The sequence below is a fragment of the Streptomyces sp. BBFR25 genome, from assembly GCF_044590125.1.
GTDB classification, from domain to species: domain Bacteria; phylum Actinomycetota; class Actinomycetes; order Streptomycetales; family Streptomycetaceae; genus Streptomyces; species Streptomyces canus_D.
Genome location: NZ_CP172447.1, coordinates 6,080,355 through 6,095,223 on the forward strand (window position 1 = coordinate 6,080,355; position 14,869 = coordinate 6,095,223).

Here is a 14,869-nt window from a genome sequence, read left to right on the forward strand (position 1 = left end):
TCTCACGCCCGGCGGCCCGGGACCGTAGCATGGCGGGCACGGACGACCCGGGGGGACAGGACATGACGGACGCGATACGGCCGGACGGGGAAGGCTCCGGCGGCCACGACCCCTGGGCGCCCCCGGAGAGCGGGCCGTCCCTGGACAAGGGTGCCGGTGCCGCGCAGCCGCAGACGCCGCCCCTGCCGCCCGCCTCCGACGCGCCGCCCCCCTGGCAGCCGCCGCCGGGCGTGCACGACCAGGCCACGGTCACGTCGATGCCCGGCACCGGGTTCACCGGCCCGGACGCCGCGGTGCCCCCTCCGCCCCTCGCCCCCGGCGGTGCCGGAGTCCCGGGCGGCTACGGCTACCCCGGCTACGGCCAGGGCTACGGCTGGCCCGGCATGCAGGCGCCCCCGCAGAACGGGCTCGGCACCGCGTCGATGGTGCTGGGCATCCTCGCCTGCGCGCTGTTCTGCCTGTACGGCGTGGTCTCCCTGGTGCTCGGCATCCTCGCCGTGATCTTCGGGATCAAGGGCCGCCGGAAGGCGGAGAGCGGTCTGGCCACCAACCACGGGCAGGCGCAGGCCGGATTCGTCATGGGCATCGTCGGCATCGTGCTCGGTGTCGCCGTGATCGTGCTGATCGCCATCGGCATCACCGCCGCGATCAACGAGGACTCGGGCTACGACGACCCCTACTACGGCTCCTCGCGCCCCGCGCAGGTCTCCGTCACCGCGGAAAGCTGAGCTCATCCCCGCAGGTTGCCTCTACGATGTCAAGCGCCAACGAGGGGAGAGCAGTTCATGTCGTACTCCAATCCCGGACCCGGGGACTACGGGCCGCCGCCGCAGCCGGGGCAGCCGCCCGCGGGGGGCTACGCGTACCCGCAGTCCGCGCCCGGGTACGGCTATCCGAACCAGGCCGCGTACCCGGCCGCCCCGCCGGTGGGCTATCCGCAGGGGCCCGGCTACGGCATGCCGATGCAGCCGAGCAACGGCATGGGGACCACGGGACTGGTCCTTGGCATCATCGGCGTGGTGTGCAGCCTGACCTTCTTCCTCTGGTTCTTCGGCGTCGTCCTGGGCATCCTCGGGATCATCTTCGGCGCGATCGGCCGGGGCAAGGCCACCCGGGGCGAGGCCACCAACAAGGGCGCCGCGACCGCCGGTCTCGTGCTCGGCATCACGGCCACCGTGATCCTGCCGCTGCTCGGCTTCCTCGCCTTCGCGAGCCTGATGAGCGTGGCCTGAGCCCGGCCCCGCCCCGGTGACCCTCACGTCGTGACGGGCACCGGGGCGGCCGCGGTCCTGTGTCAGGGGGTTGTGGAGCGCTTGGTGGTGATGGCCGCCCATCGTTCGAGGACGCCGGCCGCGGCGCCGGAGTCGATGGCCTCGCGAGCCCGGGCCACCCCCTCCGCGAGGCGTTCCGTCAGCGGTGCCGACGAGGGGTGCAGCGCGGCCAGACCGGCCGCCGCGGACAGCAGTACCGCGTCACGGACCGGCCCCCTCGCCCCGTCGAGGACCTCCCGGGCCACCCGGGCGTTGTGACGCCGGTCGCCGCCGCGCAGATCCGCGGGACGGGCGAGCCGGAACCCGAGATCACGCGGGTCGAAGACCTCTTCGCACGCCTCGCTCCGATGGACCGTCCACACCCGGGACGTCGTCGTCACGGTCAGCTCGTCCATGCCGTCGTCCCCGCGGAAGACCAGCGCGGACACCCCGCGCCGGGCGAGCACCCCGGCCACCGGCGCGAGGGTCTCGGCGGCGGCCACCCCGACGGCCTGCGCCGTGGGACCGGCCGGGTTGCACAGCGGACCGAGCAGGTTGAACACGGTGCGCACCCCCAACTCCCGCCGGGGCGCGGAGGCGTGCCGCAGGGCCGGATGGAAGACGGGCGCGAAGCAGAACGTGATGCCCGCCTCGTCGGCGACCTCCGCCACCTCGTGCACCGGCAGGTCGAGCACCACACCCAGTTCCTCCAGCACGTCCGCCGACCCGCAGGACGACGAGGCCGAACGGTTGCCGTGCTTGACGATCCGGGCGCCCGCCCCCGCCGCGACGATCGCCGACATGGTGGAGATGTTCACGCTGTGCGAGCCGTCACCGCCGGTGCCCACGATGTCCAGCGACGGGCCGGTCGTCGGCAGGGGCAGCGCATGCCGGAGCATCGCCCGGGTCAGCCCTTCGACCTCCTCGGCCGTCTCGCCCTTGGCCCGCAGCGCCACCAGCAGCCCGGCCAGCGCGGCCGGGCCCACCTCGCCCGCCATGATCCGTTCCATCGCCCAGTCGGTCTCGTCCGAGGCGAGGTCCCGCCCGTCCAGCAGCGTGTCGATCAGAGCGGCCCATGCGCGAACCGTCGGCGTTGCGGTCACGGAATTCCCCCTCGTCGGCGCTGCATTCATGCCGCCGTCCATTGTCGGGAAACGCGCCGCCGTGCGGCAGACCAATCACGGGTGACCCGTGCGGTCCAAACGCGGAACAGGATCGCGACGCACCGGAAAGGAAGATGAATGGCACCGCACTTGTCGGTGCCGGTTTCGCGATATTCCGGCGAAGACGGCGGCGCCGGGGTCAGTGCGCCGGGACCGGTCTCCGCGCGCCGGTGAGGAAGTTCTCGAAGAGTCGCAGTCCGCCCGTGGTCATGATGCTCTCCGGATGGAACTGCACCCCGGCCACCGGCAGCGACCGGTGCCGCAGCCCCATCACGTATCCGTGGTCCACGGCGACCGCGGTGGTCACCAGGGGCTCCGGCAACGGCTCCGCCGCGACCAGCGAGTGGTAGCGGGTGGCCTCCAGCGTGTTGCCGAGTCCCGCGAACAGGCCCGCCCCGTCGTGGCGGACGACGCTGGTACGCCCGTGCATCACCTGCTGTGCGACCTCGATCCGCCCGCCGTACGCCAGGGCGATCGCCTGGTGCCCCAGACAGACGCCAAGCACCGGGACGCTTTCGGCGAAGCGGTGGACCAGCTCCACGTGGCCGGAGTCGGCGGGATGGCCGGGCCCCGGGCCGAGCACCACCGCGTCGGGCCCGAGGACGGCCAGCTCGTCCGGTGACCGGGTGCCGGAGCGCACGACCCGGGTCTGTGCCCCCAGCGTGCGCAGATATTGGTCGATGACATGCACGAAGCTGTCGTACGCGTCGATGAGCAGCACCTTCACGGCAGCAGTTCCTCCCCGGTGAGCGCCCAGTGGGCCGCCCCCATCTTGGCCAGCGTCTCCTGCCACTCCGCCTCGGGCGCGGACTGCGCCACCAGACCGGCGGAAGCCTGCGTGGAGTAGGTCTCGCCGTCGTACTCGACCGTCCGGATGCACAGCGCCAGTTCGCTCCAGCCTCGCACGTCCACCAGCCCGAGGGCGCCCGCGTAGGCGCCCCGCGCCTCGCGTTCCAGGCCGTCGACGATCTCCATCGCCCGCAGCTTCGGCGCACCGGTCATCGTGCCGGCGGGGAACGTGGCACGCACCGCGTCCCACACGGTGACGCCGTCGGCCAGGCGGCCCGAGACGGTGGAGACCAGATGGAAGACGTGCGAGTACGCCTCCACCTCCATCAGCCGGTCGACCGGCAGGGTGCCCGGCCGGCACACCCGGCCGATGTCGTTGCGGCACAGGTCCACCAGCATGACGTGCTCGGCCCGCTCCTTCGTGCTCTCCCGCATCTCCTTGATCCGCAGCCGGTTGTCCTCGTCGTCCGCGCCGCGCCGGGCGGTTCCGGCGATCGGGCGCATCGTGATCCGACCCCCTTCGATCCGGAAGAACAGCTCGGGGCTCGCCCCGATCAGCACCGTGTCGCCGCGCGGAGCCAGGTACATGTACGGCGAGGGGTTGCGCGACCGCAGCCGCCGGTAGACGTCCACGGGCGTCAACTCGCTGCGGACGTCGATGCGGTGGCCGATCTGGATCTGGTAGATGTCGCCGACCCGGATGTGCTCCAGGCAGCGCCCTGCCCACTCCAGGAACGTCTCGCGATCCAGGCTGTCGCGCACCGAACGGGGCGTGGGCGCCGGTGGCACGGGGGCCTGCGGCCGCCCGGTCAGCCGTGCCGCGAGCCGCGCGAACCCGGGACCGGGCCCGGCGTCGAACGCGTCGCTCTCCGCCCGCAGCTCCCGGACCTCGCCGGCCTCGCGGTCGTAGCACACCGTGTGCCGGAACAGCGCGAGCGTGATGTCCGGACCCCGCGGAGCCTTGGTGCGGGGGCCGAGCCGGTCCATGTGCCAGGTCGACTCGTACGCCAGACAGGTCAGGAACCCGAAGGCGAACTCGTCCGGCGGCACGTCGCCGTCCACGGCGAACACGTCGCGCCGCACGGAGTCCAGGAAGGCCCACAACAGGTCCGGGTGCTCGGCCCGGAGCCCGACCGCCGCGCCGCCGTCCTGCGCCGCCGGGTCGGCACAGCGGGTCAGCCCGGCACCGGCCGCGAGGTCCAGCAGCGCGTCGACGAGTACCGGCTCCCCGGACACCCGCACGACCACCGCGGTCTCCGAGTCCGCCAGGACCCGCACCTCCAGCAGCCGCCCGCACCCCAGGAAGGCCCGGTCGGGAGCCTGGCCCGGCCCCGAGGCGTTCTCCAGGAGGAAGACGTCGTCGGCCGAACGGGTGCGGAGCAGTTCCTCGTAGAGGTCGACCGGGTCGTGCGTCGACAGGGCCACTCGCGTGACTCGTACCTGAACGGGTGCGCGGCGCGCCATTCTTCGTCCCCCTCGATTCGCGGTGCCGGTGCACAGCGAATCAAGCGGCCCGCGCGGACGGCCAGACCAATTCCGCCTCGCGCGGCCGGTCCAACTCCGCATGCGCTTGACGGAAATACCGACCGGCGATTGAAGTGAGATCTCCGGTACGTGGCCGAGGAAAACCGAGGAAAGCCGAGGGAGCCGAAATGGCGTCGGAGCACGGAACGGGTCCGCGACCGGCGGCCGAACAGCAGCCGGAGTGGCCGGACCCCGAGCGGCTGCGTGAGGTCACCGGAAAGCTGGCCGCGGCACCGCCGCTGGTCTTCCCCGCGGAGTGCGAGACACTGCGCACGCGGCTCGCCGCGGTCGCCCGGGGCGAGGCGGTGCTGCTCCAGGGCGGTGACTGCGCGGAGACGTTCGCCACCGCGACCCAGGAGTCGGTCGCCGGCAAGCTGCGCACCCTGCTGCAGATGGCGGTGGTCCTGGCGCACGGCGCGGCGCTGCCGGTGGTCAAGGTCGGCCGGATGGCCGGACAGTTCGCCAAGCCGCGGTCCCAGGCCTTCGAGGAGCGGGACGGCGTGCGACTGCCCTCGTACCGCGGGGACGCGGTCAACGCGCCGGGGTTCTCGGTGCGCGAGCGCACCCCCGACCCGGCCCGGATGCTGCGGATGTACGAGACGTCGTCGACCACGCTCAACCTGGTGCGGGCGCTGACGACCGGTGGCTTCGCCGACCTGGCGCAGGTGCACGAGTGGAACCGCGCCTTCGTCGCCGCCGCGCCCAGCGGGTGGCGCTACGAGCGCCTGGCCGACGAAATCCAGCGGGCGCTCGCCTTCCTGCGCGCCTGCGGCGGCGACACCCGCCCCCTGGCCACGGCCGAGTTCCACGTCAGTCACGAGGCCCTGCTGCTCGACTACGAGCGCGCGCTGACCCGCACCGATTCGCAGACCGGCAGGAGCTACGGCACCAGCGGCCATCTGCTGTGGGTGGGGGAGCGCACCCGGCGGCCCGACGGCGCGCACATCGACTACGCGGCCGGCGTCCGCAACCCGGTCGCCGTCAAGCTGGGTCCGAGCGTGACGGCGGACACGGTCCTGCGGTACGTCGACCGGCTCGACCCGGACCGGGAGCCGGGTCGGCTGACCTTCGTCGTCCGGATGGGGGCGGAGCGGGTCCGGGACCTGCTGACGCCGCTGGTGGAGAAGGTCGGCGCGGAGGGCGCCCTCGTCTGCTGGGTCTGCGACCCGATGCACGGGAACACCTTCGTCGCACCGAGCGGTCACAAGACCCGGCACTTCGACGCGATCGCCGACGAGGTGAAGGGCTTCGTGGAGGTGCACCACGCCCTCGGCACCCACCCCGGAGGCGTCCACCTGGAGCTGACCGGGGACGACGTCACCGAGTGCCTGGGCGGCAGCAGCACCGTCGGCCCAGGCGACCTGCCGCGCCGCTACGAGACGGCGTGCGATCCGCGCCTCAACCAGGCACAGGCGCTGGACCTGGCCTTCCTGCTTGCCCAGTGGTACCGCGCGGGCTGAGCCCGGCCCGCCGGGGCGCCGCTCAGCGTCCTCTCAGCCGCTCCCGAGCCGCCATCAGCGCGAAGCCCAGCAGATTCGGCCCCCGCCAGCGCTCCGGGTCCCTCGCCGCCTCGTCGTCCGCGGCCAGGCCGATGCCCCACACCCGGTCCACGGGGCTCGCCTCCACCAGCACCCTCTCGCGCGTGCCCAGCAGGAACGCGCGCAGCGCCGGGTCCGAGGCGAACTTGTGGACGCTGCCCTCCACCACGATCCGGAAGCGCTCCCGCTCCCACACCGCCTCGTCGAAGCCGCGCACGAGCCGGCCCGCCTTCTTCGCCGCGGCGGGGTGAGCGGCCGCCAGCACCCGCCGTTCGGCCTCCGCGTCCTCGAAGAGCCGGGCCTTGCCCGCCATCATCCAGTGCTCGGCCGTCGCGTACTCCACCCCGGCCACGGTGAACGGCGACGGCCACCACTGGCTCAGACAGCCCGGCCCGGGCCTGCCGTCCGGGAGCGGCCGGTGCCCCCAGAAGCACAGGTACTCGATCCGCGCACCCGCCCGCACCCGCGCGACCAGCGCTTCCCGGCTGTCGGTGCCCTCCACGGCCCTCTGGTCCGCCCCCGTGATCTTGTCCATGCATGCGAGTGTGGCACGCGCCACTGACACTCCGTCCGTCCTTTTCCGTGGCGACTCGACACCTGGTCGACAGATTCCGTCGCGTAACCAAATGGCAACAACGGAATCACTTGTTGGGGGCCTAGTGCTCTGTCAGGATCGGCACTCACATCGAGCCTGAGCCACACCGGCCCCCGTCACGGGGAGACCGAGGAGAGCCGACATGCACAACCCGGGCAACGCCACCCCGGACCGATTCCCGGCCCAGGACCGCTTCGCGGACGGGGCCCAGTACATCGCGGGCCGTCTGACGAAGGGCACCTCCGGACGGACGCACACCGTCGTCGACCCGGCGACCGGCGCGGACGTCCTCACCTACGAACTGGCAGGCCCCGACGACGTCGACGCGGCCGTCGCCGCCGCGCGGGAGGCGTTCCCCGGCTGGGCCGGCGCCACCCCGGGCGAGCGCTCCGACGCCCTGCACCGGTTCGCCGCCGTCCTCGCGGAGCGCGCCGAGGACTTCGCCCGCGCGGAGTCGCTGCAGTGCGGGAAGCCGCTGAAGCTGACCCGCGAGTTCGACGTGCCGGGCACGGTCGACAACGCGGCCTTCTTCGCCGGGGCCGCCCGTCACCTCCAGGGTCAGTCGGCGGGGGAGTACTCCGGCGACCACACCTCGTACGTGCGGCGCGAGCCGATCGGCGTCGTCGGGTCCATCGCGCCCTGGAACTACCCGCTCCAGATGGCCGCCTGGAAGATCCTCCCGGCGATCGCCGCGGGCAACACCATCGTGCTCAAGCCCGCCGAGATCACCCCGCTGACCTCCCTGATGTTCGCCCAGGCGGCGACCGAGGCCGGAATCCCCGACGGCGTGATCAACATCGTCAGCGGCACCGGACGGGAGGCGGGCGAGCACCTCGTCGCCCACCCCGACGTCGCCATGACCTCCTTCACCGGCTCCACCGCCGTCGGCAAGCGCGTCGCCGAGATCGCCACCGCCACCGTCAAGCGCCTCCACCTGGAACTCGGCGGCAAGGCCCCCTTCCTCGTCTTCGACGACGCCGACCTGGACGCCGCCGTCCACGGCGCGGTCGCGGGCGCGCTCATCAACACCGGCCAGGACTGCACGGCCGCCACGCGCGCGTACGTGCAGCGACCCCTGTACGAGGCGTTCGTCGAGCGGACCGCCGCCCTCATGGACACCGTCCGCGTCGGGGACCCCTTCGCCCCCGGCACCGACCTCGGCCCGCTGGTCAGCCACGTCCAGCGCGACCGCGTCGCCGCCTTCGTCGACCGGGCCCGCTCCTACGCGCGCGTGGTGTGCGGCGGCGAGGCACCGCAGGGCGACCTGAAGGAGGGCGCCTACTACCGGCCCACCCTCATCGCCGACGCCACGCAGGACAGCGAGGTCGTCCAGGACGAGATCTTCGGGCCGGTCCTGGTCGTGCTGCCCTTCGACACCGACGACGAGGGCATCCGGCTGGCCAACGACACGCCGTACGGGCTCGCCGCCTCCGCCTGGAGCCGGGACGTGTACCGCGCGAACCGCGCCACCCGTGAGATCAAGGCGGGCTGTGTGTGGATCAACGACCACATCCCGATCATCAGCGAGATGCCGCACGGCGGGTACAAGGCGTCCGGCTTCGGCAAGGACATGTCCGCCCACTCCTTCGAGGAGTACACGCAGGTCAAGCACGTCATGTTCGACAACACCGCGGTGGCGGCCAAGGACTGGCACCGCACCGTCTTCGGGGACCGATAGCCATCACGCCAGGCCGCCGACCACGGCCGACCCACCCGAAAGGGCAACCACGCGCATGGAGCAGTACGAGCCAGACCGCCTGTCCCCGGCCCAAGTGGCCGCCATGCGGCGCAGTCTCAGAAGCGGCAGGGCCGCCCTCACCCGCCGCTCGCTGCTGCGCGCCTCCACGGGCGGCGCGCTCGCCGCGGGCGGCCTCGGCCTGCTGAGCGGCTGCGGCATCCCGGCGGCCGGCAAGAGCGAGGGCGGGGTCTCCGCCGAGGACCACTCCAAGGCGGAGAAGCAGGTCCGCTTCTCCAACTGGACCGAGTACATGGACGTGGACGAGAGCGGCCGTCGGCACCCCACGCTGGAGGCGTTCACCAAGCGCACCGGCGTCAAGGTCACCTACACCGAGGACATCAACGACAACAGCGAGTTCTTCGGCAAGATCCAGCCGCAGCTCGCCGCGGGCCAGGAGACCGGCCGCGACATCATCGTCCTCACCGACTGGCTGGCCGCCCGCCTGATCCGGCTCGGCTGGGTCCAGAAACTGGACCCGGCCAACCTGCCGCACGCCTTCGCCAACCTGTCGCCCCAGTTCCGCACCCCCGACTGGGACCCCGGCCGCGCCTACTCCTACCCCTGGCAGGGCATCTCCGCCGTCATCGCCTACAACAGGAAGGCCCTGGACGGCATCGAGGTGAAGACCGTCTCCGACCTGCTCGACAACCCGAAGCTCAAGGGACGGGTCGGCTTCCTCACCGAGATGCGCGACACCATGGGCATGACGCTGCTGGACATGGGCAAGGACCCGGCCCGCTTCACCGACGACGACTACGACGCGGGGATCGCCCGGCTCCAGAAGGGCGTCGACCGCGGCCAGATACGCCGCTTCACCGGCAACGACTACACGTCCGACCTCAGCAAGGGCGACTTCGCCGCCTGTCTGGCCTGGGCCGGTGACGTGGTCCAGCTCAAGGCCGACAACCCCGACATCGACTTCGTCATCCCGGACAGCGGTTACGTCACGTCGAGCGACAACATGCTGATCCCCAACAAGGCACGGCACAAGACGAACGCCGAACGGCTCATCGACTACTACTACGAGCCGGGCCCGGCCGCGGAACTCGCCGCCTACATCAACTTCGTCTGCCCGGTCGACGGCGTGAAGGACGACCTGGCGAAGATCGACGAGGACGCGGCGAACAACCCGCTGATCATTCCCGACAAGGCCATGCAGGCCAAGTCGCACTCCTTCCGCTCCCTGAGTTCGAAGGAAGAGACGGCATACGAAGAGAAGTTCGCGAAGCTCACCGGGGCGTGACGACGATGACGACCAACACGACGAAGAACCAGACGGACGGCGGCGGCGACGTCCGCCTCGCCGGCATCAGCAAGACCTACGGCTCCTTCACCGCCGTGCACCCGCTCGACCTGACCGTGCCCCAGGGCTCCTTCTTCGCCCTGCTCGGCGCCTCCGGCTGCGGCAAGACCACCACCCTGCGCATGATCGCCGGACTGGAGGAGCCGAGCGGCGGCACCGTCCACCTCGGCGACCAGGACGTGACCGCGCTGCCGCCGTACAAGCGGCCGGTCAACACGGTCTTCCAGTCCTACGCCCTCTTCCCGCACCTCGACATCTACGAGAACGTCGCCTTCGGTCTGCGCCGACGCGGCATCAAGAGCGTGAAGAAGCAGGTCGGGGAGATGCTCGACCTGGTGCAGCTCGGCGAACAGGCGCGCAAGAAGCCGCACCAGCTCTCCGGCGGCCAGCAGCAGCGCGTCGCGGTCGCCCGGGCCCTGATCAACCACCCCAGGGTGCTGCTCCTCGACGAGCCCCTCGGCGCCCTCGACCTCAAGCTGCGCCGCCAGATGCAGCTGGAACTCAAGCGCATCCAGACCGAGGTCGGCATCACCTTCGTGCACGTCACCCACGACCAGGAGGAGGCCATGACGATGGCCGACCAGGTCGCCGTGATGAACGCGGGCCGCGTCGAGCAACTGGGCGCCCCCGCCGACCTGTACGAGAACCCGCGCACCACCTTCGTCGCCAACTTCCTCGGCACCTCCAACCTCATCGAGGCCGAGGTCGACACCCGCAGTGGCGACGACGTCGTCGTGAAGGCGGCCGGAGACAAGCTGGTGCTGCCCGGCGACCGGTGTTCCGCACCGGCGAAGGCGGGCGGCAAGGTCCTGGTCGGGGTCCGCCCCGAGAAGATCAGCCTCACCCACGCGGACGACGCGGGCTCCATCCCCGAGGGCCGCAACCGCATCACCGGAAAGATCAGCAACACCAGTTTCATCGGCGTCTCCACCCAGTACGTCGTGGACTGCGCCGCCTGCCCCGAGTTCGAGGTCTACGCCCAGAACATCGACCGCGACGCCCGCCTCGCGCCCGGCGCCGAGGTCGTCCTGCACTGGAACCCGGCGCACACCTTCGGGCTGGACGCGGCCCAGTCCGTGCTTGCAGGGACGATGGGCGACGCCGGTGTGGCCGAGGGCGAGGCAGCCTGATGTCCACCCTCACCGAGGCGCCACCGCCGCTCACCCCGGCCGCCCCCGAGCAGAAGCCCCCGCGCAGACGCGGCCGCTGGACGCCGTACTGGCTGCTGCTGCCCGGCATCCTCTGGCTGGTCGTCTTCTTCGCCGCGCCGATGGTCTACCAGGCCTCCACCTCCGTGCAGACGGGCTCGCTGGAGGAGGGCTACAAGGTCACCTGGCACTTCGTGACCTACTGGGACGCGGTGTCCGAGTACTGGCCGCAGTTCCTGCGCTCGGTCGCCTACGCCGCCTCCGCGACCGTGCTGTGCCTGCTGCTCGGCTACCCGCTCGCGTACCTCATCGCCTTCCGCGCGGGACGCTGGCGGAACCTGATCATGATCCTGGTGATCGCGCCGTTCTTCACCAGCTTCCTGATCCGCACCCTGGCCTGGAAGACGATCCTCGCGGACGGCGGCCCGGTGGTCGGCGCCCTGAACACGCTGCACGTCCTGGACGTGACCAGCTGGCTGGGCTGGACCTCCGGCGACCGCGTGCTGGCCACCCCGCTCGCGGTGGTCTGCGGTCTGACGTACAACTTCCTGCCCTTCATGATCCTGCCGCTCTACACCTCCCTGGAGCGCATCGACGGCCGGCTGCACGAGGCGGCGGGGGACCTGTACGCGAAGCCGTCCACGGTCTTCCGCACGGTCACCTTCCCGCTGTCGATGCCGGGCGTCGTCTCCGGCACCCTGCTGACCTTCATCCCGGCCACCGGCGACTACGTGAACGCCTCCCTGCTGGGCTCGGCCGACACCGGAATGATCGGCAACGTCATCCAGTCGCAGTTCCTGAGAGTGCTGGACTATCCGACGGCCGCCGCGCTCTCGTTCGTCCTCATGGCCGCGATTCTCGCCATGGTCACCTTCTACATCCGCAAGTCGGGGACGGAGGACCTGGTTTAAATGGCCGTCTTCACCTCCGCCAAGAACTGGCTCAAGCGCCATCTGGTCGTGATCGCCGGACTGCTGACACTCGCCTATCTGCTGCTGCCCAATGTCATCGTCACGGTGTTCTCGTTCAACAAACCGAACGGGCGCTTCAACTACGAATGGCAGCAGTTCTCCACGGACGCCTGGAAAGATCCGTGCGGTGTCGCCGGGCTGTGCGGTTCCCTCTCGCTCAGCCTCCAGATCGCCCTCTGGGCGACGCTGGGCGCCACCGCGCTCGGCACCGCGATCGCCTTCGCGCTGGTCCGCTACCGCTTCCGCGCGCGCGGCGCGATCAACTCGCTGATCTTCCTGCCGATGGCGATGCCCGAGGTCGTGATGGCCGCCTCGCTGCTCACCCTCTTCCTCAACATGGGTGCTCAGCTGGGCTTCTGGACGATCCTGATCGCCCACATCATGTTCTGCCTCAGCTTCGTCGTGACGGCCGTCAAGGCGCGCGTGATGTCGATGGACCCGCGGCTGGAGCAGGCGGCGCAGGACCTGTACGCCGGTCCCTTCCAGACCTTCGTCCGGGTCACGCTGCCGATCGCCGCGCCCGGCATCGCGGCCGGCGCGCTGCTCGCCTTCGCGCTGTCCTTCGACGATTTCATCATCACCAATTTCAACGCGGGCTCGACCGTCACCTTCCCCATGTTCGTCTGGGGATCGGCCCAGCGCGGAACGCCTGTCCAGATCAATGTCATCGGTACGGCCATGTTCGTCATCGCCGTACTGTTCGTCCTGGCCTCCATGGTCATCGGAAACCGCCGAAACCGCCGCAAGGCATAAAGCACATCAGTTTGTCTTCGTAGGGAGTTGAAATCATGGCCCCTAGCGCCATGAGCCGCAGCAACGACTGGACGAAATCCCTCTCCGACGCCCAGCCGGTCCCGTACTGGCTGGACGACCCCGGCCGCCCCCGCCCCGAGGCCGCCCTCACCGGCACCGAGACCTGCGACCTGCTGGTCGTCGGCGGCGGCTACAGCGGACTGTGGACCGCGCTGATCGCCAAGGAGCGCGACCCGGGGCGGGACGTGGTGCTGCTGGAGGGCCGCGAGGTGGGCTGGGCCGCCTCCGGCCGCAACGGCGGCTTCTGCGCCGCCTCCCTCACCCACGGACTGTCCAACGGACTCACCCGCTGGCCGGAGGAGATCCACCGGCTGGAGCAGTTGGGCGCCCGCAACCTCGACGCCATCGAGGAGGCGGTCGCCCGCCACGGCATCGACTGCGACTTCGAACGCACCGGCGAGATCGACGTCGCCACCGAGCCCTACCAGGCCCGCGAACTCGAGGAGTGGTACGAGGAGCTGCGCGCCAAGGGCCTCGCCGAGGGCATCGAGTACCTGGACGCCGAGGCCGTCCGGGCACAGGTCGACTCCCCGACCTTCCGGGCCGGACTGTGGGACCGGCGCGGCGTGGCGATGGTCAACCCCGCCAAGCTGGCCTGGGGCCTCAAGCGGGCCTGCCTCGCCCTCGGGGTGCGCGTCCACGAGCACACCCCGGCGCTCACCCTCAAGCCGTACGGCGCGGGCATGGCCGTACGCACCCCGTACGGCGGGGTCCGCGCCCGCACGGTCGCGCTCGGCACCAACATCTTCCCGAACCTGGTCCGCAGGGTCCGCCCGTACACCGTTCCGGTCTACGACTACGCCCTGATGACCGAACCGCTCACCGACGCGCAGCTCGCCTCCATCGGCTGGAAGAACCGGCAGGGCCTCGGGGACAGCGCCAACCAGTTCCACTACTTCCGCCTCTCCGCCGACCACCGGATCCTGTGGGGCGGCTACGACGCGGTCTACCCGTACGGCGGGCGGGTGCGCGCCGAGTACGACGACCGCCCCGAGACCTACGCCAAGCTCGCCGGGCACTTCTTCACCTGCTTCCCGCAGCTGGAGGGCGTCCGCTTCACCCACGCCTGGGGCGGCGCCATCGACACCTGCTCGCGCTTCTCGGCGTTCTTCGGCACCGCGCACCAGGGCAAGGTGGCGTACGCGGCCGGGTACACCGGCCTTGGTGTGGGCGCCACCCGGTTCGGCGCCGAGGTGATGCTCGACCTGCTGGCGGGGGAGCGCACCGAGCGCACCGAGCTGGAAATGGTGCGCAGGAAGCCGCTGCCGTTCCCGCCCGAACCCTTCGCCTGGACCGGCATCGCGCTCACCAAGTGGTCGCTGGCCCGCGCGGACGCGCAGGGCGGCCGGCGCAACCTGTGGCTGCGCACGATGGACAGGCTGGGACTGGGCTTCGACAGCTAGCATCGCCTCCATGTGACCCGGTTCACCCCAACGAGGCGCGGCAACCCGCGTAATGCCGCCGGGAGACCTCCCTCTCCCTCGTGACGCATCCCGCGTCGACGAGTGAAAGGGAGGTTTCACATGCCTGGTGCGAAGACGGCGGTCGCGTGGCTGGCATCCGTCGCACCGGATCCCGAGTCCTGCCGCCGGGACTGGGAGCGCGATCCTTCGGGCGTCGCGCTGCTGCCCGCGGGCAAGGCCTGGGACGTGCTCATCCTGCCGAGCAGGCTCGGTTATCCGACCCTGGACGTGCTCTCCCGTGTCCTGGACCAGCCCGGCCCGGTGCTCGCCGACTTCGGCGACGCGCGCACGGGCTTCTTCGTGCCGGCCGGCACGGCGGCCCGGTGGGTCGGCACCGGCATCCGGACCGCCGGGCTCGGCACCTGGATCGTGGTGCCGTACCCCGGCGGACTGTCGGCCGGAGGCACCCGCTGGCTGATCCCACCGGACGGGACCGGCACCCTCACCGACCCCTCGCTCCTGGAGCTGGCGATGCACGAGGCGGCGGCGGCCCTCGCGGTGGAGGAGTGCGAGGGGTAACGGGCGGTGAGGTGCGCAAGGGGTTGACAACAGAATTGGTCTGGACCAAATTGGG

General features: G+C 71.2%; 14 protein-coding genes. 10 read left to right on the plus strand and 4 right to left on the minus strand.

The genetic code is table 11. The features are described 5' to 3' along the window. The first annotated feature begins 62 nt into the window (after positions 1–62). Entirely contained in the window at positions 63–728 is a 666-nt protein-coding gene (locus tag ACGH52_RS27895) for a DUF4190 domain-containing protein (RefSeq protein ID WP_399943251.1), read from the plus strand. Positions 729–785: 57 nt separating this feature from the next. Further along, positions 786–1,232, plus strand: a complete 447-nt coding sequence (locus ACGH52_RS27900; protein WP_076976540.1) for a DUF4190 domain-containing protein — start codon at positions 786–788, stop codon at positions 1,230–1,232. A 62-nt stretch (positions 1,233–1,294) separates the two neighbouring features. Here the strand turns inward: ACGH52_RS27900 and trpD are convergent, their stop codons facing one another. The 3 genes from trpD to ACGH52_RS27915 all read right to left on the minus strand — a co-directional run bounded on the left by trpD (position 1,295) and on the right by ACGH52_RS27915 (position 4,627). Next, complete coding sequence (gene trpD / locus ACGH52_RS27905; protein ID WP_399943254.1) at positions 1,295–2,383, minus strand: anthranilate phosphoribosyltransferase; 1,089 nt, start codon at positions 2,381–2,383, stop codon at positions 1,295–1,297. 169 nt (positions 2,384–2,552) lie between these two features. After that, the gene (locus ACGH52_RS27910; protein WP_399943257.1) at positions 2,553–3,140 is read right to left on the minus strand and encodes an anthranilate synthase component II; all 588 of its coding nucleotides are present in this window, start codon (positions 3,138–3,140) and stop codon (positions 2,553–2,555) included. Then, the gene (locus ACGH52_RS27915; protein ID WP_308293452.1) at positions 3,137–4,627 is read right to left on the minus strand and encodes an anthranilate synthase component I family protein; all 1,491 of its coding nucleotides are present in this window, start codon (positions 4,625–4,627) and stop codon (positions 3,137–3,139) included. The genes ACGH52_RS27910 and ACGH52_RS27915 overlap by 4 nt, the downstream gene beginning before the upstream one ends. A gap of 227 nt (positions 4,628–4,854) precedes the next feature. Between ACGH52_RS27915 and ACGH52_RS27920 the strand changes: the two genes are divergently transcribed. Then, entirely contained in the window at positions 4,855–6,186 is a 1,332-nt protein-coding gene (locus tag ACGH52_RS27920; protein WP_399943261.1) for a class II 3-deoxy-7-phosphoheptulonate synthase, read from the plus strand. Positions 6,187–6,208: 22 nt separating this feature from the next. On the opposite strand, the gene ACGH52_RS27925 is transcribed toward ACGH52_RS27920, so the two are convergent. Then, positions 6,209–6,799, minus strand: coding sequence for an NADAR family protein (locus ACGH52_RS27925; RefSeq protein ID WP_399943263.1), 591 nt, complete (start codon positions 6,797–6,799; stop codon positions 6,209–6,211). A 202-nt stretch (positions 6,800–7,001) separates the two neighbouring features. On the opposite strand from ACGH52_RS27925, the gene ACGH52_RS27930 reads away from it, so the two are divergent. The 7 genes from ACGH52_RS27930 (at position 7,002) to ACGH52_RS27960 (ending at position 14,814) form a co-directional block, all read left to right on the plus strand. Continuing rightward, the gene (locus ACGH52_RS27930; protein ID WP_121702632.1) at positions 7,002–8,537 is read left to right on the plus strand and encodes a gamma-aminobutyraldehyde dehydrogenase; all 1,536 of its coding nucleotides are present in this window, start codon (positions 7,002–7,004) and stop codon (positions 8,535–8,537) included. A gap of 55 nt (positions 8,538–8,592) precedes the next feature. After that, positions 8,593–9,840, plus strand: coding sequence for a PotD/PotF family extracellular solute-binding protein (locus ACGH52_RS27935; protein ID WP_059300845.1), 1,248 nt, complete (start codon positions 8,593–8,595; stop codon positions 9,838–9,840). Between the two features lie 5 nt (positions 9,841–9,845). Next, positions 9,846–11,030 (plus strand): ABC transporter ATP-binding protein, encoded by a 1,185-nt coding sequence (locus ACGH52_RS27940; RefSeq protein ID WP_121702637.1) that lies wholly within the window; start codon positions 9,846–9,848, stop codon positions 11,028–11,030. Beyond that, positions 11,030–11,959, plus strand: coding sequence for an ABC transporter permease (locus ACGH52_RS27945; protein WP_399943265.1), 930 nt, complete (start codon positions 11,030–11,032; stop codon positions 11,957–11,959). Before ACGH52_RS27940 ends, ACGH52_RS27945 begins: the two co-directional genes overlap by 1 nt. Beyond that, positions 11,960–12,772, plus strand: a complete 813-nt coding sequence (locus ACGH52_RS27950; protein WP_121702631.1) for an ABC transporter permease — start codon at positions 11,960–11,962, stop codon at positions 12,770–12,772. It begins immediately after the preceding gene. 35 nt (positions 12,773–12,807) lie between these two features. After that, complete coding sequence (locus ACGH52_RS27955) at positions 12,808–14,235, plus strand: NAD(P)/FAD-dependent oxidoreductase (protein WP_399943268.1); 1,428 nt, start codon at positions 12,808–12,810, stop codon at positions 14,233–14,235. A gap of 120 nt (positions 14,236–14,355) precedes the next feature. After that, the gene (locus ACGH52_RS27960) at positions 14,356–14,814 is read left to right on the plus strand and encodes a hypothetical protein (protein ID WP_399943270.1); all 459 of its coding nucleotides are present in this window, start codon (positions 14,356–14,358) and stop codon (positions 14,812–14,814) included. Positions 14,815–14,869: the final 55 nt, after the last annotated feature.